Raw genomic sequence first — 19,904 nt, 5'->3', positions numbered from 1 at the left:
ATTCCTACTCCAACACCGTCGTCGTGGCCACGCGGTCCGGGGCGCCGTGCCCGGGGCGGCCGCGGGTGACCAGGAAGCGGTCGAATGCGGTCGAGTCCTGCAGGTCGACGGCATCGGCTCGGTCGGTGACCACCCTGGGGGTGAACGGCCACGCATCCGCCGCGGCGGGGTCCTGGCGGCGGCCGAGCACCTGGTCCATCGCGCCGACATACGCCTGTGCCTGAGCCTGCCAGTCGAGCACCCGTTCGGCACGTTGCCTGGCCGCCCGGCCGAGGGCCGCCCGTCGCACGGGGTCGTCCAACAGCGCTTCCACCTCGTCGGCGAACGCCGAGATGTCGCCTGAGGGCACGTAGATCGCCGCATCGCCGCCGGACAAGCGGGTCTCGGCAAGGTCGAAAGACACGGAGGGGAGGGCGAACGCCATGTATTCCATCGTCTTGTTCATCGTGGACAGGTTGTTCAGGGGAGTGTTGAGGTCAGGGCCGAGACCTATGTCGGCCGCACTGAGGATCTCGCCGATGGTGTCAGGTCCGACCCGACCGGTGAACGTGACGTACGGGTCGAGGCCGGCGGCGGTGCACTGCCCCTGCAGGGCCTCGAGGCAGTCACCGAAGCCCATGATCACCACGCGCAGGTTGGTTCGGCCGCGCACATTCACCAGCTCGTCCGTGAGGGTGAGGACTTGGTCGACGCCGTCCTGTGGGCCCATGATGCCCAGATACGCCAGCAGCGGGCCGGCGTGCCTGCGGATCTCAGAAGCCGGGTTCTTCGGGCGCATGACCGTTGTATCCGGGCCGCTGCGCACCACAGTGACCCGCTCCGGAGCCACCTTGCCCCGCCGCAACGCGATCGACCGATACGAGGCATTTGTGGAGATCACATGGTCGGCGACACGGAACGTCATCCGCTCCAGCCAGAGCAGGCCGTTGAATTGGGCGCGGGCCAGAGCCGAACGCGGGCGGCCGAACCTGGAGAGGAACAGCTCAGGATTCAGGTCGTGGTGGTCGAACACGAAACGCACGCCCATCCGCTTCCACAGCCAGGCGAGGGCCCAATACGTGTCCGGAGGATTGCAGGCCTGGATCACGTCGAAGCCGCGCTCTCGCCAGACCCTGGTGGACAGCAACGCCGTGCGCAGCCAGCAGTAGACGAACTCGACGACGAAGCCGAGTGCTCCCTTCGCTTCGGGCGGGGGCAGGTACTTGTAGATGGCGATGCCGTCGATGACCTGCCGGGCCGGGTCATGCGGCCCCTTGGGGCAGATCACCGACACCGAGTAGCCCTGAGCACTGAGCGCCTGGCATTCCAGCCAGACTCGGCGGTCGAGGGGCACAGGAAGGTTCTGAACGATGATCAGCACGCGGGGTGCGCGCTGTTTCGTCGGTTGTGCAGTTGCATGGATCATAGGAGCGTCAGTTTCCCTTCGTGTTCGCGGTACTGTTCCCCGGTGGCCGGGCAGGTGAACGTGTCGGCCCCGGTCGCCCGCAGCGGTACGCCGCTCCGGCCGACCCAGCCGACCTGCCGGGCAGGCACACCGACCATGAGGGCGAAATCAGGCACGTCCTTGGTGACTACGGCGCCGGCGGCGATGGTGGCCCAGCGTCCGATGGTGAGGGGCGCGATGCAGACGGCCCGGGCGCCGATGGATGCCCCGGTGCGCACCGTGACACCGACGAGATCCCAGTCGTCTGCGGTCTTTCTGACACCGTCGACGGTTACCGCCCGAGGGAACTGGTCGTTGGTGAGGACGGCGGCTGGGCCGACGAAGACGCCGTCCTCAAGTAGCGCGGGCTCGTAGACCAGCGCGAAGTTTTGCACTTTGCAGTTCTTGCCCAGAATCACACCCGGCCCGATGTACGAACCGCGGCCGAGGATGCAGCCCGGGCCGATCCTGGCGTACTCACGTACCTGGCTCAGATGCCAGATCATGGTACCGGGAGCTATCTCGGCCGTCGGGTCGATGTCGGCGGTGGCCGAGAACGCCATCAGCCGTTCCCCGCGTGCGGGTTCAGGGCGGGACAAGTGGGGTGCCGAAAGGCTCGGCAGGGCAATGAGGTGTTCACGGGATCCCCTGCATTTCGGGTGTACAGGTAGCGGACGAGGTTAGGAGGGCGAACCGCTGGGTGGTCGCCCCCGATCACACAGAGATTGACGAACCCTCATATGTGTTCACGAGGGACAGTAGCCCGATGCCCGTCGGCGTCGCTGCGACCCGTCCGGGGGACAATCCTGCCTCGCCGAATCGGTTGCGCCAGGCCTGCATAATGGCCCTCGAAGGTGGGCCGCCCACTCCCGAGAACCTGGATATGCTGCCCTCGCTTGCTCCCGCGAACTCCCAGATTCGAGGCTCAGAAGTGACTGCAAATACCCGGCGTCTCCGGCTGGCCGCCGCCGTGGGTGCGCTCGCCCTCCTGGTGGCGGTAGTGATCGTTATCGCCCTCACCACCCCGGCACCGGGCACGAGCGGTGCCGTAGGTTCCAGTTCCTCTCCGTCGGGGCAACCGTCCGCCTCCCCGCTGGCAGGGGGCCCAGCCGGCCTTCCGTCGTCGTCCGCCCGGCCCACACCGACTCCTGGAGCCGGTGACGAGCCGATACCCGGCCCTCCGGTGCCGACGGCATCAGACTCGCCGGACACCGCGGCGGCCCAGCCAGAGTCGGCCACGGAAATCCCGCCGGCGGTGAGCGACTCCGCTGCAGCGAGCCCGACCTTGCCGCCGTCCGTTCCGGTGCCCGCCCTGCTTTCCGGTCCGGTTCCCGACTCAGCCACGGCCCAGAACAAGGTGGTCGACGGCTTCCCCTCCGGCATTCCAGTTGCAGCCCGTTCCACGGTCTCCACCTCCGACATCACCGTGGAGAACGAGCGGGTCCGCGCATCACTGACCGCGACCACACCGACGGCCGGAACCGAGGTGCTCGCTGAATACGATGCGGCATTGGCCACCTACGGATTCAATCCGGCCGAGGCACCTGCGGTGGGTGGGTCGACAGCCAGGGAGTACAACCGCGGTGCCGAGTCAGTCACCGTCACCGTGACGCCGACCGGAAGCGGAGGAAGCGGCTACACCATCCTCGCGCTCCTCGTCCTTCCCCGGTAGCGGCACCGGATTATGTACATCTCCTTCGCCGATCGCGCCAGCATGAAGGACGAGCCGTCCGGCAGGGGCCCAGGCGCCAGAGCGGTGTCGTCAGTTGTCGTCAGCCTGGGCGTGGTCAGCCTGCTGACGGACATCTCATCGGAGTCCGTCGCGGCGATACTGCCCCTTTATCTCACCGGTGTTCTGGGCCTCACTACCATCGCCTACGGATTCATCGACGGCATCTACCAGGGCATCAGCGCGATCGTTCGAATCGGTGGCGGCTGGTTGTCGGACCGCACCGACCGGCCCAAATGGGTCGCCTTCGCAGGGTACGGCATCTCCGCTCTGGCCCGGGTCTGGTTGCTGTTCGCCAGCGGGTTCGCCTCCGTGGTCGGTGTCGTCACCGTCGACAGGCTCGGTAAGGGCATCCGCACCGCCCCGAGAGACGCGATGATCACGGCGGCGTCGGATCCCGCGATCCTCGGCCGGTCCTTCGGCGTACACCGGATGCTGGACACCATCGGCGCCGCCGTTGGTCCACTGTTGGCGTTCCTGATCCTGCTGTTGATCCCAACCGGGTTCAGCACGGTGTTCGCGCTCTCCGCCGCCTGTGCGCTGCTCGGCGTGCTGGTGCTGGGCGTCCTGGTTCCCGGCCGTATCGGTCGACCCGCCATGGCGGCCGCCGGCGGCGACGAGCCCGCCCGGCCACCCTTCCGGTGGCGTAGTCTCGCCGATCCTCGCCTCCGCCGAGTGCTCATCGTTGCCGGGGTTTTTGGCCTGTGCACCGTGGGTGACGGCTTCATCTACCTGGTGCTGCAGTCGAACACGGATTTTGCCGCGGCCTGGTTTCCGCTGCTCTACGTCGGCACCAATGCCGTCTTCCTCGCTCTGGCGGTGCCACTCGGCCGTCTGGCCGATAGGTTCGGCCGGCCCCGGATCTTTGTGCTTGGGCATGTGGCCCTGCTCTTCTCGTATTTGTGCGCGCTCGCGCCGATTGCGGGCGTGCCTCAGACGCTTGCCTGCCTGGTGCTCCTTGGTACCTTCTATGCCGCAACAGACGGGGTGCTGGCGGCGCTGGCCGCCGGGGTGGCCCCGGCGGGGGGCACTGCCAGCGGTCTGGCGGCCGCCCAGACAGTGGTCGCCCTCGCCCGGTTCGTCGCCTCCACGGTGTTCGGGGTGCTGTGGTTCGCGTTCGGGCCGGTGGTCGCTCTGGCCGGGTTCTCGATCGCGATCGCGATCGCGATCCCCACCGGACTGGTTGTCCTGCGCACGCGGGCCACCGACCGCGCCACCATATGAAGATCAGGCAGGTCGTCGTTGCGCTGTCGGCACTCCTGCTCGTGGGCGGAGCCGCCGCCTTCGGGGCGGCACAATACGCCGCGTTCCGGGCGGCACAGGACGCGCCAAGCTCGGTCGACACGGCCTCCGTCGACACCGTAGGTGGCGCCCCCCGCATCCTGTTCCGCAATACCGCAGCCGGAGCCGGATACGGACTTGTCGCCGCCGTCCCGCTGGCCGACCCATCTGCCGCCCGCGTTGTCAGTCAGGTGGCCTGTGACCGGGTGGACGCGACCGACGATGCCCAGATGTGCCTGACAATCGACCGCGGCGTGGTCACGACGTTCTCGGCCACCCTGTTCGACGCGTCCTGGCGGCCCCTGCACTCCTGGCCGCTGCCTGGCGTGCCCAGCCGCACCCGGTTCTCCGAGGATGGGGCGTATGTCGCATACAGCGCCTTCATCACCGGTGAGTCCTACGCCACTGTCGGGTTCTCCATCTCCACTCGGGTCCTCGCCCTGAAGGGCGCGGACTCGTCAACCGAGCCGGTGGACCTTGAGGACTTCACGCTCACGGTCGGCGGGCAGCCGGTGACCGGAGCCGACCGCAACTTCTGGGGCGTCACCTTCTCGGCCGACGACAACACCTTCTACGCCACGGCGGCGTCGAATGGGCAGACCTGGCTGGTGCGCGGTGACTTCGCTGCCCGCACTCTGGTCGCCGTGCGCGGCAACGCCGAATGCCCCTACCTCTCCCCGGACGGCACCCGGGTGGCGTACAAGACCCGGCCCGCCGGCACTCCGTCCGGCGATTGGGCGATCGCCGTGCTGAACCTTGCCACGAATGTCGAGACGGTGCTCCCGGGGGAGCGAAGCGTCGACGATCAGGTGGAGTGGCTGGACAACTCCACGCTGCTCTATGGCCTGCCACGCGCCGACGCTCCGGGCGACAGCGATATCTGGTCGGTCAAGGCCGATGGCAAGGCGGAGCCGGAGCTCTTCATTGAACATGCGTGGTCGCCCGCCGTCGTGCGTCCGACCTCGGGCTAGCGAAGTCGCTCGGGCTGGCTCACGTCGTCGCGGGGCAAAACCTCGGCGACCGCCGTCACGGTCAGTACGTTCAGGAGCACCGCAGCGCCCGCGGAGGAGAGGAACGCGGTGTCGGCGGCGTCCCGGCCGGTGGCGATCCGCATGAGCGACTGCCGCGGGGCCAGGCCCGTGGCGTCCACGACCTGCCAGGCCCCGTCAAGATACGCCTCGGCCACGGCGTGGAAGTCCATGGGCGAGAGCCCTGGGGCGTACACCGACACGAGTCGGGCGGGCACGTCGTGGGCGCGTAGGAACGCGATGACGAGGTGCGCGTAGTCCCGGCAGACCCCCTGCCGGGCCAGCAGGGTGCGCACCGCGCCATCCGTGGGCAGGCTGGCACCGGGAACGTAACTGAGGTGGCGGCCCACCCAGGTGGTGACAGCGTCGAGGAGCTCGGTGCCGGTGAGGCCGCGGAACTCGGCCTGGGCGGTGGGCCACAGGTGGTCGGACTCGCAGTACCGGCTCGGTCGCAGGTACCGCACGATGTCGATGTCGGTCACCTCGGCCTCCGGCGACTGGCCGGACACCTCGACGGTGTAGTCGATGTCGATCTTCCCGGCCTGCACCGACACGAGCTGCAGACGGGTGCCGTGCTGGTCCAGGGTCTCCCGATAGTCGAGCGGCCGGCCGTCCTGCAGGATCGTGAGCAGCTCGGTGGCGCTCGCATCCGCGGCGACGGCGACGGACAGGACCAGCTCGGCAGGCCCCATGGCCCGCAGCTCGAGATGTGCGGAGGCGGAGCGTTTCATGCCCAAATGGTCGCATACATCCGCGAACTGCGAGGAAAGCACCACATTCGGCGTGTTTTGGGTACTGAGCTCACGGTTGGCGGGCACAAAAAAGGCCACCTGCGGTAGAAGCCCGCAGATGGCCAAGTGGCCCCGACCGGCGTCGATCCGGTGACCTTTCGATTTTCAGTCGAACGCTCTACCAACTGAGCTACAGGGCCAGAAGACAGCTACGTGAGCGCCTTCTGTAAGGAGAAAAGCCCCTTCTTTCGAAAGGGCTTGTCGCCTTGGCGACCCTGACCGGACTTGAACCGGCGACCTCCGCCGTGACAGGGCGGCGCGCTAACCAACTGCGCTACAGGGCCAAACTTTGATGCTGTCGTGCTTTCTTGCTGTCTAACTTTTCGTGCCGAGTACAACCTACAGTATGCGTAGCCCCAACGGGATTCGAACCCGTGTTAACGCCGTGAAAGGGCGCCGTCCTAGGCCGCTAAACGATGGGGCCGAACTTCCCGGAAGCTGATGACTTCCGACGCATAACTATAAGGTGAGATACGGCCAGAGTTCAAATCGGCCGAATCCGTCGGGGCCGCCCCGACCTCGAACCTGCCCGTTTGCCGCGGAATTCCGGGCCTGGAGCCTCCTCCGGCCGAGACTTCCTTCGGCGTGTCGCATTCACCGCGCCCGCGAATGGTTGGCGATTGGGGCATCCGGCGGGTTACGTTTTTTACTGGACCCGGCCGCTCAGGCGGGTTTGTTATTGTGACTTGTGTTGCCACAGTGACGGATGTGACAACAAAAAGCCCGATCGGGGAGTTATGAAGAGTACGGCAACCGTGATCAGTCACGGCATTCGCGCCGGCCTGCACCGGATGCGGCCCGCCCGGCTGCGGACGGCGCGCCGGATCCCCGGAACACGTAACCGCGCCATGGGACTGACCGGTTTTGCCGCCGCCCTCACCCTCGCGGTCACCCTCGCCAGCCCGATCAGCCCCGCCATGGCCGTGGACTACCCAACCTGGGAAGAACTCCAGGCCGCCAAGTCGAACACCGCCGCAGCAGCCAACCAGGTCACCGAGATCCAGAACGCCATCGCCGGACTCCAGACCGAGGTCGAACGTACTCAGGCCGAGGCCGAGGCTCGCGGCGTGGAGCTGCAGACCGCCCAGGAGAAGTTCGACGACGCCAGTCGTCGGGCCAGCGACCTGCAGGCCCAGGCCGACGCGAGCAAGACCCAGGCGGACACCGCGACCCGCCAGGCCGGTCAGCTCGCCGCCCAGCTCTACCGCACCGGCGGAACCGACCTCAGCGTGAACCTCTTCATCGACGGGCAGGAAAGCGGCGAAGGCGCCGATGAACTGCTCTCGAAGCTCGGCAGCATGAGCAAGCTTGTCGAACGCAGCACCGATGTCTACGAGCAGGCCCAGACCGCGAACAACACCGCCCAGTCGCTGGGCGACCAGGCCGCCATCGCGCAGGCCGAGCGGGAGACCCTGAGGGTGGCCGCCGAGGCCGCCATGGCCGCCGCACAGGACGCCGCGGACGCCGCCGCTCAGGCCCTGTCCGAGTCCGAAGCACAGAGCGTCGTCCTCGAAGCGCAGCTCCAGTTCATGCAGGACGCAGAGGCCACCACGGCCGCCGCCTACCAGGCCGGCGTCGTCGAACGGGCCCGGCTGGCCGAAGAAGAACGCAAGCGAGTCGCGGCCGAAAAGGCCGCGGCCGCGGCCGCAGCGGCAGCCTCCCGGCCGAGCTCCTCCGGCGGCTCGGCCACCGGCAGCGCCGGCGCCGGCCTCAGCGGCGGATCGATCGGTAGCCAGGGCTGGGGCGTCCCGGCCGGCGGCCGCATCACCGACGGCTTCGGCGCCCGGGCCGTCATCTGCGGCAGCGACGGCTGCAGCGGCGGTTTCCACTACGGCACCGACATCGGCACGGGCTGCAGCGCCCCGATCTACGCGGCCGCCACCGGCACTGTCACGTACGCGGGCCGCTACGGCACCTACGGCAACTTCATCCTGATCAGCCACGGCAACGGGGTCGAGACCGGCTACGCGCACATCCGCGACGGCGGCATCTTCGTCTCCGTCGGCCAGCGCGTCGACGTGGGCCAGAACATCGCCAGCTCCGGCACCACCGGCGCCTCCACCGGCTGCCACCTGCACTTCGAGGTGCGCACCGGCGGCAACCGTATCAACGCCGTTCCATTCATGTCCGACAGGGGAGCACCACTTGGCTGACACCACGCCCATCCGCCGCTCGCGCCGCACCTCGGCAGCACTGCTGTCCGCCGCGATGATCGGCTCGGTCGCCGCATCCGCCGGCGTGGCCGCCCCCGCGTTCGCCGATGAGGACTACCCCAGCTGGGACGAGGTTGCCAAGGCCAAGGAGAGCGAAGCCGCCAAGGCGAACCAGATCGAGAACCTGACCGGGCTGCTCGAGGGCCTGCAGACCTCGTCGGCCGAAGCGTCCCAGGGCTCCCAGATGGCCGCAGAGGCCTACCGGGTGGCTCAGGACGACCTCGACGCGGCCACGGCCCGCGAGGAAAGCCTGAACAAGCAGTCAGCGGTGGCGCAGAAGGCCGCAGACACCTCGAAGATGCGCGCCGGCCTGATCGCCGCGCACCTGGCCAAGACCGGCGCCCAGGACCTGTCGCTCAACCTGTTCCTGAACGGCAACACCGCCGACGACCTGCTCAGCCAGCTCGGCACGGCCAGCAAGTTGAGCGAGCAGTCCGAGACCATCTACCGGCAGGCCGTGCAGGACAAGAACACTGCAGAGTCCCTCATCGCGCAGGCTGCGGCGGCCACCGCCGAACGCAAGCGCCTGAGCGCCGAGTCCAAGGACAAATACGACTCCGCCAACAACGCGGCCCAGAGCGCCCAGGCGGCGCTCGACACCGAACTGGCCAAGTCCGCCGAGCTCTACGAGCAGCTCGCGCTGCTCAAGGACACCACCGCCGAGGTGGAGCGCGAGTACCAGACCGGTCTGGATGCCGCCGCATCCGCCGCCGCCCTGGCGAAGGCTCAGGCCGCTGCCGCGGCTGCCGTGAAGAACACCTCCCCGGCCGCAGCCGCCCCCGCGGCCCCGGCCTCCGGCGGATCCGCACCGGCAGCGGCCGCGCCAGCTGCTCCTGCGCCGGCTGCTCCCGCGCCGGCCGCCCCTGCGCCGGCGGCACCGGCCGCTCCGGCACCGGCGACCCCCGTGACGACGACGCCCTCTGCGCCCAACGCCTCCGCGGTTGAGACGGCGATCTCGTTCGCCCGTGCCCAGCTCGGCAAGGCCTACAAGCTCGGCGGCGCGGGCCCCGACGTCTGGGATTGCTCCGGGCTCACCAAGGCGGCCTACGCCGCCGCGGGCATCTACATCGGCACTCACTCGGCCACCAACCAGTACAACACCATGGCCAGCCAGGGCAAGCTCGTGTCGTTCTCGCAGGTGCAGGTCGGCGACCTGGTCTTCTGGGGCTCGCCGGGCAACTACTACCACGTGGCGATCTACGTCGGTGGTGGACAGATCCTCGAGGCACCCGACGTGGGCAAGCCCGTGCGGGTATACAGCATCTGGTCGCCGAGCCAGGTCGCACCCTACGTGGGCCGGCCCTCCTGAGCCGCAGAGCCTCTTAACGACAGAAGCCGCTTCCCTCGGGAAGCGGCTTCTGTCGTTGATTCGTGCGTGGGGTCAGTGGCCCTCGTCCACGAGCTTCTTGAGCCCGTCGCGCACGATCTGGTCGGCCTCAGCGGCGTCGCCCCAGCCCTCGGTCTTGACCCACTTGTTGGGTTCGAGGTCCTTGTAGTGCTCGAAGAAGTGCTCGATCTCCTTGCGGGTGTACTCCGGGATGTCGGTGACGTCCTGGATGTGCTCCCAGCGCGGGTCGCCGGCGGGAACCGCGATGACCTTGGCGTCGGAGCCGCCGTCATCGGTCATGTTGAACACACCGACGGGACGCACGGACACGCCCACGCCGGGGAACAGCGGGAAGTCGAGCAGCACCAGGACGTCGACGGGGTCGCCGTCCAGGCCCAGAGTGTTCTCGAAGAACCCGTAGTCGGTCGGGTACACGAAGCTCGTGTACAGCACCCGGTCGAGGTAGACCCGACCGGTTTCGTGGTCCACCTCGTACTTGTTGCGGCTACCGCGTGGGATTTCAATGACTGCGTCGTATTCGGCCATGGCCTGGTCTCTCCCTTATTCGAAGTCTGCGGATAACGTTACTGGATGGAGTCCACCCGCCGCCCTCGACTATCGCCGGCCATCGCCGACCTGCGCCGTGCCGTGCGGGAGTTGCTGCCGGAGAGCGGCCTGGTGCTCGTGGGCCTCAGCGGCGGGGCGGACTCGCTGGCACTGGCCGCCGCGACGGCATTCGAGGCGCCGCGGGCCGGGTTGCGCGCCGGAGCCGTGATCATCGACCACGGCCTGCAGGCGGGTTCAGCCCGGATCGCCGCCGCCGCCGCGGCCCAAGCCGCCGGGCTCGGCCTCGACCCGGTCCTGGTGCAGACCGTCGACGTGACGGACACCGCCGGCGACGGTCCAGAGGCCGCCGCCCGCACCGCCCGCTACGCGGCCTTCGACACCGCACTGGAGCAGACCGGGGCGGCCGCCGTGCTGCTCGGCCACACCCTCGACGACCAGGCCGAGACGGTGCTGCTGGGCATCGCCCGGGGGTCTGGCGCCACCAGCCTGCACGGCATGGCGCCGGTCACCGGACGGTTCCGGCGCCCGCTGCTGGGCATCCGCCGTGCCCAGACCCGGCAGGCTTGCCTCGACGCGGGGCTAACCGCCTGGTCCGATCCGCAGAACCTCGACCCCCGGTACGCCAGGGTGCGGGCGCGCGAGAGCGTGCTGCCGCTGCTCGAGGCCGAGCTCGGCCCGGGTATCGCCGAGGCGCTCGCCCGCACCGCCGTGACCCTGCGGGAGGACGCCGCTGCCCTCGACGCACTGGTGCCCGCGTTGTTGGCCGGCGCGGTCACCGCGGGGGAGTCCGGCACGTCGGTGCGGGTCGCCGCGCTGGCCGCCCAGCCGGCCGCGCTCCGGCAGCGGATGATCCGGACACTGGCCGCCGACGGGTTCGGTGCGGCGCTCGAACGGAGCCACACCCTGGCCGTCGCGAGGCTGGTCACGCACTGGCACGGGCAGAAGGCGCTCGACCTGCCAGGCGTTAGAGTGGAACGGCAGGGGGACATGCTCATCTTTTCGGCAGCTCGACACACCCAGAACAAAGGACCTTTCCGCTCCCATGGAACCTCGTGACATTGACGGCGACCTCACCGAAATCCTGATCGAGGAGGCCGAGATCCGGGCCCGACTGGCCGAGATGTCACGCCAGATCGAAGCGGACTACGCCGGCAAGGACCTGCTCCTGGTTGGTGTCCTCAAGGGCGCCGTCATGGTCATGGCCGACCTGGCCCGCGAACTCGTGCACCCCGTGACCATGGACTGGATGGCCGTCTCGTCGTACGGCTCCGGCACCCAGTCCAGCGGTGTCGTGCGCATCCTCAAGGACCTCGACACCGACCTGCACGGCCGCCACGTGCTCATCGTCGAGGACATCATCGACTCCGGCCTCACCCTCTCCTGGCTGATGGCCAACCTCAATTCCCGCGGCCCCGCCTCGCTTGAGATCTGCGCCCTGCTGCGCAAGCCCGACGCCGCGCGCGTAGAGATCGACGTGAAATACCTGGGCTTCGACATCCCCAACCAGTTCGTCGTGGGCTACGGCCTGGACTACGCGGAGAAGTACCGCAACCTGCGTTCGGTCGGGGTGCTCGCACCGCACGTGTACTCCACGGGCGAGTAGCGCCACTTCCCGGCGTACTCCAGTTCCCCTTTGGGCGAACACTCGGTGTTCCCCCAGTGCGGGAGCGGTAGCCTGTGACCACCATGAACGTCAAGAAACTTCTGCGCGGGCCGCTCCTCTACATCATCCTTGCGGTAATAGCCGTCTGGGTGGGGTCGAGCCTCCTCACCATGTCGGGCTTCCGCGAGATCTCCACCCAGCAGGGGTTGGACTTCCTGAAGGACGGCAAGGTCTCCGAGGCCAAGATCGTCGACGGCGAACAGCGCGTCGACCTCACCCTCACGAAGGCCGATGCCACCTACGGCGAGCAGGTGCAGTTCTATTACGTCGCCCCGCGCGGCGAAGAGGTCGTGAACGCCGTCACGGCCGCCGACCCCAAGGATGGCTTCACCGACGAGGTGCCCCAGTCCAGCTGGTTCCTCTCACTGCTGGGCATCCTCCTGCCGGTGCTCCTGATCGGTGCGTTCTTCTGGCTGATGCTCTCCGGTATGCAGGGCGGCGGCAACAAGGTCATGCAGTTCGGCAAGTCCAAGGCCAAGCTGGTCTCCAAGGAGACCCCGCAGGTGAGCTTCGCCGACGTAGCCGGAGCCGACGAGGCCATCGAGGAACTCCAGGAGATCAAGGACTTCCTCAAGGAGCCGGCCAAGTTCCAGGCCGTCGGCGCGCGCATCCCCAAGGGTGTGCTGCTCTACGGCCCTCCCGGAACCGGTAAGACCCTGCTGGCCCGCGCCGTCGCCGGCGAGGCCGGGGTGCCGTTCTACTCCATCTCCGGATCCGACTTCGTCGAGATGTTCGTGGGTGTCGGTGCCAGCCGTGTGCGCGACCTGTTCCAGCAGGCCAAGGAAAACTCACCGGCGATCATCTTCGTCGACGAGATCGACGCCGTCGGCCGTCACCGCGGTGCCGGTATGGGCGGCGGTCATGACGAACGTGAGCAGACCCTCAACCAGCTGCTGGTGGAGATGGACGGCTTCGACGTCAAGACCAACGTGATCCTCATCGCGGCGACCAACCGCCCCGACATCCTCGACCCTGCGCTGCTGCGCCCCGGCCGCTTCGACCGGCAGATCGGCGTGGATGCGCCGGACATGCTCGGCCGCAAGCGCATCCTCGAGGTGCACGCCAAGGGCAAGCCCATGGCCGCCGGAGTCGACCTCGAGGTGCTCGCCCGCAAGACGCCGGGCTTCACCGGTGCCGACCTGGCCAACGTGCTCAACGAGGCCGCGCTGCTCACCGCGCGCTCCAACGCCCAGCTGATCGACAACCGCGCCCTCGATGAGGCCGTCGACCGTGTCATGGCCGGCCCGCAGCGTCGCACCCGCGTCATGCGCGACCAGGAGAAGCTCATCACCGCGTACCACGAAGGTGGACACGCCCTCGTGGCGACGGCCATGCGCAACACCGACCCGGTCACCAAGATCACCATCCTGCCGCGTGGCCGTGCCCTCGGTTACACGATGGTGATGCCCCTCGAGGACCGCTACTCGGTGTCGCGCAACGAACTGCTCGACCAGCTCGCCTACGCCATGGGCGGTCGAGTCGCGGAGGAGATCATCTTCCACGACCCCACCACCGGCGCGTCGAACGACATCGAGAAGGCCACAGCCACGGCCCGCAAGATGGTCACCGAATTCGGCATGAGCTCGGACGTCGGTCCGCTGAAGCTCGGCTCCGCATCCGGCGAGATGATGTTCGGCCGCGACATGGGGCACCAGCGCGACTACTCCGAGCGGCTCGCCGAGCGGGTGGACACCGAGGTGCGCCAGCTGCTCGAGAACGCCCACGACGAGGCCTACACGGTGATCAACGCGAACCGTGCGATCCTCGACGACCTCGCCGCCAAGCTGCTCGAGCACGAGACGCTCGACCAGACCGCCCTGGTGGAGATCTTCGCCGGCGTGCAGAAGCTGCCGCCGCGTCCGCAGTGGCTCTCCAGCGACAAGCGCCCGGTCTCCGACCTGCCGCCCATCGCGATGCCCGCGCCGAAGGCCCCCATCGACGGTGCGGCCGTCGATGGCGGCATCTCGAGCGGCGGCGCCGAGACCGACAAGCCCAAGCGCGCGCCGGCCCGCAAACCCCGCCCCGCGACCGCGTAGAGCGGCGCCCGTGGGAGTCGACCAGCCACGCATCCAGGCGGCCGTCGCCGAGATCCTCGCCGCCATCGGCGAGGATCCCGGGCGGCCCGGCCTGGAGACCACGCCGGAACGGGTCGCCTCGGCGTACGCGGAGTTCTTCTCCGGCCTCGGCACCGACCCGCTCGAGCACCTGCGGGACAGCGTGCCCGTGGGGGAGCGCACCGGCGAGCTCGTGCTGCTGCGCGACATCGAATTCCGGTCCGTCTGCGAACACCACCTGCTGCCCTTCCTCGGCACCGCGCACCTCGCCTACCTGCCCGGAGACCACATCGTGGGCCTGGGTAAGCTCGCCGCCGTCGTGGAGACCATCGCGGCCCGGCCCCAGCTGCAGGAACGGCTCACCGAGGAGATCGCCGACACCCTCGAGGCCGGCCTCGCGCCGCGCGGCATCCTCGTGGTTCTCGACGCCAGCCACGGATGTGTCACCACGCGCGGTCCGCGCCAGTCGCGCAGTTCCACCGTCACCATGGCCAGCCGCGGCGAGCTGGCCCAGCCGGTGGCGCGCTCCGAGATCATCGCCCTCATCGGCGGCTCGCTGTGACCGGGGCGCCCCGGTGACCCTGATCATGGGTGTGCTCAACGTCACACCGGACTCCTTCAGCGACGGCGGACGCTGGGCCAGCACCGAAGCGGCCGTTCGCCATGCCCTCGACCTGCACGCCGACGGCGCCGACCTCATCGATGTCGGCGGCGAGTCGACCCGGCCCGGTGCCGCCCGGGTGACTCCCGAGGTGGAGCAAGGCCGGGTGCTTCCGGTGATCGCCGAACTGCACCGCCGCGGCATCGTCACGAGTGTCGACACCCTCAACGCCCAGACCGCCGAGCGGGCCGCCGACGCCGGCGCCGGCATCATCAACGATGTCTCCGGCGGCCTCAACGACCCCGGCATGGCGGCCGTGGTGGCACGCACCGGCCTCACATACATCGCCATGCACTGGCGCGGCCATGCCCGCACCATGGACACTCTCGCCGTCTACGACGACGTGGTCGCCTCGGTCGTCGCCGAACTGACCGACCGGGTCGCCGCGCTCGAGGCGGCCGGCGTCAAGCGGAGCCAGATCGTCCTGGACCCCGGGCTGGGTTTCAGCAAGGACGCCGAGCAGAATTGGCGCCTGCTCGGCCGGCTGGACGCGTTCTCGGCGCTCGGACTGCCCGTCATGGTCGGCGCCTCCCGCAAGCGGTTCCTGGCCGCCCTGCTGCCGGAGGACGCGCCCATCGTGGACCGCGATCTGCCGACCGCCGTGCTCAGCGTGCTCGCCGCCCAGGCCGGCATGTGGGCCGTCCGCGTGCACGATGTGGCCGGCACCCGAACCGCCCTCAATGTGCTGGCCCGGGTCGATTCGGCCAGAATAGGGTCATGAGCACCGACTCGATCACCCTCACCGGGCTGCGGATCACCGCGCACCACGGTGTCTTCGACTTCGAACGCGAGAACGGCCAGGAGTTCGTCATCGACGTCACCGTCTGGCTGGATTTCCGGGCGGCGGCCACCGGCGACGACCTCGCCCGCACCATCCACTACGGCGAGCTGGCCGTCGAGGTGGCGGATGCCGTGCGTCGCGACCCCGTGGACCTCATCGAGACCCTGGCCGAGCGGATCGCCGAGGTGGTGCTCGCGCATGACGCCGCCGAACGTGTGCGGGTGACGGTGCACAAACCGCAGGCGCCCATCGAGATCCCGTTCGCGGATGTCTCGGTTCAGATTGAACGCGCGCAAATCGAACGCGCGCAGCCGACTTCGGCCCACTCGGAAGGGAGCAGAGCATGACGCAGACCAACGGCACGCCGCACACCGCCGTACTGGCCCTCGGCAGTAACCTCGGCGACCGGGAGGCCACCCTGGCCGCCGCCGTGCGGGAGATTGCCGACCTGTCCGGAGCGGAGCTGACCGCGATCTCGCCGGTATACGCCTCGGACGCTGTCAAGCCCGACGGCGTGGACCTCGACGCCCCCGGCTACCTCAACCTCGTGGTGAGCCTGCTCTGGTCGGGTGACCCGCATGCCCTCCTCGACGCCGTCAACGGCATCGAGAACGCGCACGGCCGGGTGCGCGAGGAACGCTGGGGGGACCGCACCCTGGACATCGACCTCATCTGCGTGGGCGACCTGCAGATCGACGACGACAGGCTCACCCTGCCGCACCCACGCGCCGCCGAGCGCGACTTCGTGCTCGCGCCCTGGGCCGACATCGACCCGGACGCCGAGATCCCCGGCCGCGGCCGGGTGACCGAACTCCTGGCCATCGCCGCCCGCACGGCCAGGGCGCATCCGGTCTCGGCCAGCACCGACCCCGCCCACACCGAGGTCGCCCCCGGTCTGCAGGAGCCCCGGCCATGAAGCGCACCTCGCCCACCCCGCTGATCGCCCTCGGGCTGGTCGGCCTCGTCGTCGGATTCCTGGCCGAATTGGCGGCCACGGCCTTCAGCGCGCCCATCTTCGTTCCGCCACTCACCCTGCCGCTCGCGCTCGTGTTGATCGCCGTGATCCTCGTCGCCCTCGCCTGGCCGATCCGGCAGGCCACCCGGGGCCGCTCCACCCGACGGGTCGACCCGTTCCGGGCCATGCGGGTGGCCCTGCTGGCCAAGGCATCCAGCCTGAGCGGCTCGCTCCTGCTCGGCGTGGGCCTGGGGATCGTGGCCTTCATCCTCACCCGCTCGGTGGTGCCGGCGGTAACATCGTTGTGGCTCGCAATCGGGATGGCGCTCGGCGCGGTGATCCTCTTGGTGGGCGGTCTCGTGGCGGAGCACTTCTGCACACTCCCGCCGGACGACGACCACGATCACGACAACGGGGGACCGAACAATGGCGGAACAGCCCATGCCTGACAACTTCGGCGGCGAGATCGCGCCGATGCCGGTTCCTCCGGTGGGAGCGCGACTGGACCTCCCCGAGGCCGGCGAGTGGAAGCGCGTGTCGCCCAAGTACGTCATGGTCGAGATCGTGGGCACCATCGTGTTCCTGCTCATCGTCTGCGCGGTCACCGGTTTTCTCTGGCTGGTCCTCGAACAAGACTGGGCCCTCTGGGTGGGGGGCGCCGTCGCCCTCATCACACTGATCTCCCTCGTGCTCGAGCCCCGCCGGGTGCGCTCGATCGGCTACCAGCTGCGTGCGGACGATCTGCTCTTCCGCCGCGGCATCATGTACCAGCGCTTCGTCTCGGTGCCCTACGGCCGCATGCAGCTCGTGGACATCACTCGCGGCCCGGTCGCCCGTATCCTCGGCCTGGCCGACCTCAAGTTCGTCACCGCCGCGGCCTCCTCCGGCGTGGCCATCCCCGGCCTGGCCGAGGCGGATGCCGACGCCCTGCGAGACCGTCTCGTGGAACTGGCCGAGAGCCGGCGGGCCGGCTTGTGACCTCCCTCGCCGACGGGGACTGGCACCGCCTGCATCCCGCGAGCCCGCTGCTGCGCGGCGGTATCTTCGTCTTCGCCCTGCTCGGGTTCGTCATCGCCAACTTCCGCGAACGCGTCGTCGACCTGGTCTTCGGCATCCCGCGGGAGTCCGGCGACCCGTTGGACACCATCTACGAGCGCGGCGCCGTGGGCTGGGCCCTGCTCATCGCCGGCGGCATCCTCGTGGTCATCCTCATCGGCTTCAGCCTCTCCTGGCGGATGCACACCTTCCGGGTGTCCGACGAGTCGGTCGAGGTGCGCAGCGGCATCCTGTTCCGCAGCCACCGGAAGGCCAGGCTGGACCGCATCCAGGGCGTCAATATCGTGCGCCCGCTCATTCCCCGCCTCTTCGGCGCCGCCAAGCTCGAGGTGAGCGTTGCCGGGCAGGACGCCAATGTGCAACTGGCCTACCTCGGCTCAGCGTTGGCCGACGGGCTGCGCCGCGACATCCTGCAGCTGGCCTCCGGCGCCCGGCAACCGCGCGTGTCGCCCGGCCAGCCCGGCGAACCCGACGAGGGCATCGGGTCCGCCGAGGCGAACGGGCACGGGCTCCGCCAGGGGCTCGGGGACTACGCCACGGCACGGGTGGGCGAATTCCTCGCGCCGGAGCTGGACCCGGATGCCGCGCCGCCGCAGTCGGTCGTGCGCATCCCGATCCTGCGACTGATCGGGTCGATCGTGTTCAGCGGGTTCACCCTGTTCCTGCTGGTGGGCGTGGTGGCCCTCATCACCTCGGTGGTCGTCGGCGGCAGCGAATGGCTGCTCATCGCCATCGTCCCCGGCCTGATCGGCAGCCTCGGTTACTACTTCTCCCGGTTCACCAAGTCGTTGCGGTACAGCATCGCGGGCACCAGCGACGGGGTGCGGGTGGGCTTCGGCCTGCTCACCACGAGCAACGAGACCCTGCCGCCCGGGCGTATCCACGCCGTAGGCGTGAACCAGCCGCTGTTGTGGCGCCCGTTCGGCTGGTGGCAGATCCGCATCAACAAGGCCGGCCACTCCACCAACGAGGGCGCGGCAGGAGCCGCGGCCACGACGGTGCTCCCGGTCGGGTCGCTGCGCGACGTCGAACGCGTGCTCGAACTGATCCTGCCGGCTTTCTCCGACGACGCCCAGCGGGCGCTCATCGGCCGTGGCCTCACCTCCCGCGGCGGCGACGACGGCTTCCACAACGCTCCGCGCCGTGCCGCATGGCTCCGGCCCTTCTCCTGGCGGCGCACCGGCTATGCGGTGGCCGCCGACGTGGCGCTGCTGCGCCGCGGAGTGCTGGCCAGGGACCTCGTGCTCGTGCCCTTGGCCCGCCTGCAAAGCGTCGGCATCGACCAGGGCCCGATCCGGCGCCGCCTGCGCCTGGCCACCGCCCGGCTGCACACCGTGGCCGGACCGGTCAGCGCGACGCTCGGCGTGATCGACAGCATCGAAGCCGTGCGCCTGTTCGAGGCAGTGTCCGCCGGCGCGGTCGCCTCGGCCGACTCCGACACCAGCCACCACTGGAGCCGCACTCCCGCCGCCGCCGCTCCCGCCGCCGCCGCTCCCGCCGCCACCGACCAGCCGTCCGCCCCCGCCCCTGAAGCGCCGCCTGCGGCGGCTCCGACCGCCGCGACTCCGCCGCCCACCACCACCCCGCTCGGCCCGAGCACCGAGGTGACCTGGTGAGCCAGCGCCCCGGCCGGCTCGGCATCGGCGTCATCGGCGCCGGGCACGTCGGCCCGATCCTCGCCGCGGCCCTCGCCGGTGCCGGACACGCCCTCGTGGGCATCTCCGCCATCTCCCAGGCCAGCCGAGACCGGGCCGAGGCCATCCTGCCGCAGGTGCCCGTGCTCACGGTGCCCGAGGTCGTGGAGCGCAGCGAACTCGTGATCATCGCCGTGCCGGACGACCAGCTGGACAGCCTGGTCACCGGGCTCGCCGCCACGGGAACCTGGCAGCACGGCCAGCTCGTGCTGCACACCTCGGCGCGGTACGGCACGGATGTGCTCCTGCCGGCCCTGCGCGCCGGCGCGATCCCGCTGGCCATCCACCCGGCCATGTCGTTCACCGGGACCAGCCTGGACATCAGCCGGCTGGCCGACAGCTACTTCGCCGTCACCGCCCCCGCCCCTGTACTGCCGATCGGTCAGGCCCTGGTGGTGGAGATGGGCGGTGAACCGGTGATCGTGGCCGAAGCCGACCGCGCCGCCTACGCCGAGGCCATCGAGACCGCCACGGCGTTCTCCACCTCGATCGTCGAGCAGTCCACCCGGCTGCTGCAGGGCATCGGCATCGAGCAGCCCGGCGCCGTGATCGCGCCGCTTGTGCGATCGGCCATCGAGAACGCGCTCACCCGCAACGGGGCCACGCATCCGCTCGACGACCTCGACACCTTGCCCCACCCGTTCGACCTGCCATACCCGTTCGACCCGGAGGACCAGTGAC

20 protein-coding genes and 3 tRNA genes are annotated in these 19,904 nt (G+C 69.3%); 16 read left to right on the top strand and 7 right to left on the bottom strand.

All coding sequences use genetic code 11. From position 1 onward, the window contains the following. Positions 1–4: 4 nt before the first annotated feature. Entirely contained in the window at positions 5–1,405 is a 1,401-nt protein-coding gene (locus PA27867_RS15915; protein ID WP_066597985.1) for a glycosyltransferase family 4 protein, read from the bottom strand. Further along, entirely contained in the window at positions 1,402–1,986 is a 585-nt protein-coding gene (locus PA27867_RS15910) for an acyltransferase (protein WP_066597983.1), read from the bottom strand. Before PA27867_RS15910 ends, PA27867_RS15915 begins: the two co-directional genes overlap by 4 nt. A gap of 368 nt (positions 1,987–2,354) precedes the next feature. On the opposite strand from PA27867_RS15910, the gene PA27867_RS15905 reads away from it, so the two are divergent. From PA27867_RS15905 to PA27867_RS15895, 3 genes are all read left to right on the top strand, one after another. Continuing rightward, complete coding sequence (locus tag PA27867_RS15905; RefSeq protein WP_157109260.1) at positions 2,355–3,095, top strand: hypothetical protein; 741 nt, start codon at positions 2,355–2,357, stop codon at positions 3,093–3,095. 84 nt (positions 3,096–3,179) lie between these two features. Beyond that, the gene (locus tag PA27867_RS15900) at positions 3,180–4,376 is read left to right on the top strand and encodes an MFS transporter (protein WP_335582766.1); all 1,197 of its coding nucleotides are present in this window, start codon (positions 3,180–3,182) and stop codon (positions 4,374–4,376) included. After that, positions 4,373–5,404, top strand: coding sequence for a TolB family protein (locus PA27867_RS15895; RefSeq protein WP_066597979.1), 1,032 nt, complete (start codon positions 4,373–4,375; stop codon positions 5,402–5,404). The genes PA27867_RS15900 and PA27867_RS15895 overlap by 4 nt, the downstream gene beginning before the upstream one ends. On the opposite strand, the gene PA27867_RS15890 is transcribed toward PA27867_RS15895, so the two are convergent. The 4 genes from PA27867_RS15890 to PA27867_RS15875 all read right to left on the bottom strand — a co-directional run bounded on the left by PA27867_RS15890 (position 5,401) and on the right by PA27867_RS15875 (position 6,676). After that, complete coding sequence (locus tag PA27867_RS15890) at positions 5,401–6,192, bottom strand: transglutaminase-like domain-containing protein (protein WP_066597975.1); 792 nt, start codon at positions 6,190–6,192, stop codon at positions 5,401–5,403. The two genes, PA27867_RS15895 and PA27867_RS15890, sit on opposite strands and share 4 nt — an antisense overlap. 127 nt (positions 6,193–6,319) lie before the next feature. Beyond that, positions 6,320–6,392, bottom strand: a tRNA-Phe gene (locus PA27867_RS15885). A gap of 67 nt (positions 6,393–6,459) precedes the next feature. Further along, positions 6,460–6,536, bottom strand: a tRNA-Asp gene (locus tag PA27867_RS15880). A gap of 67 nt (positions 6,537–6,603) precedes the next feature. Continuing rightward, a tRNA-Glu gene (locus PA27867_RS15875) sits at positions 6,604–6,676 on the bottom strand. Between the two features lie 313 nt (positions 6,677–6,989). Here PA27867_RS15875 and PA27867_RS15870 point away from each other — a divergent pair. Both PA27867_RS15870 and PA27867_RS15865 read left to right on the top strand, forming a co-directional pair. After that, positions 6,990–8,405 carry a M23 family metallopeptidase gene (locus tag PA27867_RS15870; RefSeq protein WP_236900743.1) on the top strand — a complete coding sequence of 472 codons (1,416 nt, stop codon included), beginning with the start codon at positions 6,990–6,992 and terminating at the stop codon, positions 8,403–8,405. Continuing rightward, positions 8,398–9,774: an NlpC/P60 family protein gene (locus PA27867_RS15865; RefSeq protein WP_236900742.1), complete on the top strand. Its 1,377-nt coding sequence runs from the start codon at positions 8,398–8,400 to the stop codon at positions 9,772–9,774. Before PA27867_RS15870 ends, PA27867_RS15865 begins: the two co-directional genes overlap by 8 nt. A gap of 72 nt (positions 9,775–9,846) precedes the next feature. On the opposite strand, the gene PA27867_RS15860 is transcribed toward PA27867_RS15865, so the two are convergent. After that, entirely contained in the window at positions 9,847–10,338 is a 492-nt protein-coding gene (locus PA27867_RS15860) for an inorganic diphosphatase (protein ID WP_066597972.1), read from the bottom strand. 45 nt (positions 10,339–10,383) lie between these two features. On the opposite strand from PA27867_RS15860, the gene tilS reads away from it, so the two are divergent. From tilS to PA27867_RS15805, 11 genes are all read left to right on the top strand, one after another. Then, on the top strand, positions 10,384–11,415 hold the full coding sequence (tilS, locus tag PA27867_RS15855) for a tRNA lysidine(34) synthetase TilS (RefSeq protein WP_066597970.1): 1,032 nt from the start codon (positions 10,384–10,386) through the stop codon (positions 11,413–11,415). Continuing rightward, positions 11,402–11,962, top strand: coding sequence for a hypoxanthine phosphoribosyltransferase (hpt, locus tag PA27867_RS15850; protein ID WP_066597968.1), 561 nt, complete (start codon positions 11,402–11,404; stop codon positions 11,960–11,962). The genes tilS and hpt overlap by 14 nt, the downstream gene beginning before the upstream one ends. Before the next feature lie 83 nt (positions 11,963–12,045). Then, positions 12,046–14,058, top strand: a complete 2,013-nt coding sequence (gene ftsH, locus PA27867_RS15845; RefSeq protein ID WP_066600122.1) for an ATP-dependent zinc metalloprotease FtsH — start codon at positions 12,046–12,048, stop codon at positions 14,056–14,058. Positions 14,059–14,068: 10 nt separating this feature from the next. Next, the gene (gene folE, locus PA27867_RS15840) at positions 14,069–14,638 is read left to right on the top strand and encodes a GTP cyclohydrolase I (protein WP_066597967.1); all 570 of its coding nucleotides are present in this window, start codon (positions 14,069–14,071) and stop codon (positions 14,636–14,638) included. A gap of 13 nt (positions 14,639–14,651) precedes the next feature. Beyond that, positions 14,652–15,458 carry a dihydropteroate synthase gene (folP, locus tag PA27867_RS15835; RefSeq protein ID WP_066597963.1) on the top strand — a complete coding sequence of 269 codons (807 nt, stop codon included), beginning with the start codon at positions 14,652–14,654 and terminating at the stop codon, positions 15,456–15,458. Beyond that, positions 15,455–15,865: a dihydroneopterin aldolase gene (gene folB / locus PA27867_RS15830; RefSeq protein WP_066597959.1), complete on the top strand. Its 411-nt coding sequence runs from the start codon at positions 15,455–15,457 to the stop codon at positions 15,863–15,865. The genes folP and folB overlap by 4 nt, the downstream gene beginning before the upstream one ends. Beyond that, positions 15,862–16,434 carry a 2-amino-4-hydroxy-6-hydroxymethyldihydropteridine diphosphokinase gene (gene folK, locus PA27867_RS15825; RefSeq protein ID WP_066597955.1) on the top strand — a complete coding sequence of 191 codons (573 nt, stop codon included), beginning with the start codon at positions 15,862–15,864 and terminating at the stop codon, positions 16,432–16,434. Before folB ends, folK begins: the two co-directional genes overlap by 4 nt. Further along, the gene (locus PA27867_RS15820) at positions 16,431–16,922 is read left to right on the top strand and encodes a DUF3180 domain-containing protein (RefSeq protein ID WP_066597953.1); all 492 of its coding nucleotides are present in this window, start codon (positions 16,431–16,433) and stop codon (positions 16,920–16,922) included. The genes folK and PA27867_RS15820 overlap by 4 nt, the downstream gene beginning before the upstream one ends. After that, complete coding sequence (locus tag PA27867_RS15815) at positions 16,915–17,451, top strand: PH domain-containing protein (protein ID WP_236900741.1); 537 nt, start codon at positions 16,915–16,917, stop codon at positions 17,449–17,451. Before PA27867_RS15820 ends, PA27867_RS15815 begins: the two co-directional genes overlap by 8 nt. After that, on the top strand, positions 17,448–19,145 hold the full coding sequence (locus tag PA27867_RS15810) for a PH domain-containing protein (protein WP_066597952.1): 1,698 nt from the start codon (positions 17,448–17,450) through the stop codon (positions 19,143–19,145). Before PA27867_RS15815 ends, PA27867_RS15810 begins: the two co-directional genes overlap by 4 nt. After that, positions 19,142–19,903: a Rossmann-like and DUF2520 domain-containing protein gene (locus PA27867_RS15805; protein ID WP_084021227.1), complete on the top strand. Its 762-nt coding sequence runs from the start codon at positions 19,142–19,144 to the stop codon at positions 19,901–19,903. The genes PA27867_RS15810 and PA27867_RS15805 overlap by 4 nt, the downstream gene beginning before the upstream one ends. Position 19,904: the final 1 nt, after the last annotated feature.

The organism is Cryobacterium arcticum, assembly GCF_001679725.1.
Lineage (GTDB): Bacteria > Actinomycetota > Actinomycetes > Actinomycetales > Microbacteriaceae > Cryobacterium > Cryobacterium arcticum_A.
This window is presented reverse-complemented; position numbering and strand designations above follow the sequence as displayed.

Coding starts and splice junctions, on each gene's coding strand:
- PA27867_RS15915 (WP_066597985.1), bottom strand. CDS start 1,405: ATGATCCATGCAACTGCACAACCGACGAAACAGCGCGCACCCCGCGTG.
- PA27867_RS15910 (WP_066597983.1), bottom strand. CDS start 1,986: ATGGCGTTCTCGGCCACCGCCGACATCGACCCGACGGCCGAGATAGCT.
- PA27867_RS15895 (WP_066597979.1), top strand. CDS start 4,373: ATGAAGATCAGGCAGGTCGTCGTTGCGCTGTCGGCACTCCTGCTCGTG.
- PA27867_RS15890 (WP_066597975.1), bottom strand. CDS start 6,192: ATGAAACGCTCCGCCTCCGCACATCTCGAGCTGCGGGCCATGGGGCCT.
- PA27867_RS15870 (WP_236900743.1), top strand. CDS start 6,990: ATGAAGAGTACGGCAACCGTGATCAGTCACGGCATTCGCGCCGGCCTG.
- PA27867_RS15860 (WP_066597972.1), bottom strand. CDS start 10,338: ATGGCCGAATACGACGCAGTCATTGAAATCCCACGCGGTAGCCGCAAC.
- tilS (WP_066597970.1), top strand. CDS start 10,384: ATGGAGTCCACCCGCCGCCCTCGACTATCGCCGGCCATCGCCGACCTG.
- hpt (WP_066597968.1), top strand. CDS start 11,402: ATGGAACCTCGTGACATTGACGGCGACCTCACCGAAATCCTGATCGAG.
- ftsH (WP_066600122.1), top strand. CDS start 12,046: ATGAACGTCAAGAAACTTCTGCGCGGGCCGCTCCTCTACATCATCCTT.
- folB (WP_066597959.1), top strand. CDS start 15,455: ATGAGCACCGACTCGATCACCCTCACCGGGCTGCGGATCACCGCGCAC.
- folK (WP_066597955.1), top strand. CDS start 15,862: ATGACGCAGACCAACGGCACGCCGCACACCGCCGTACTGGCCCTCGGC.
- PA27867_RS15820 (WP_066597953.1), top strand. CDS start 16,431: ATGAAGCGCACCTCGCCCACCCCGCTGATCGCCCTCGGGCTGGTCGGC.
- PA27867_RS15815 (WP_236900741.1), top strand. CDS start 16,915: ATGCCTGACAACTTCGGCGGCGAGATCGCGCCGATGCCGGTTCCTCCG.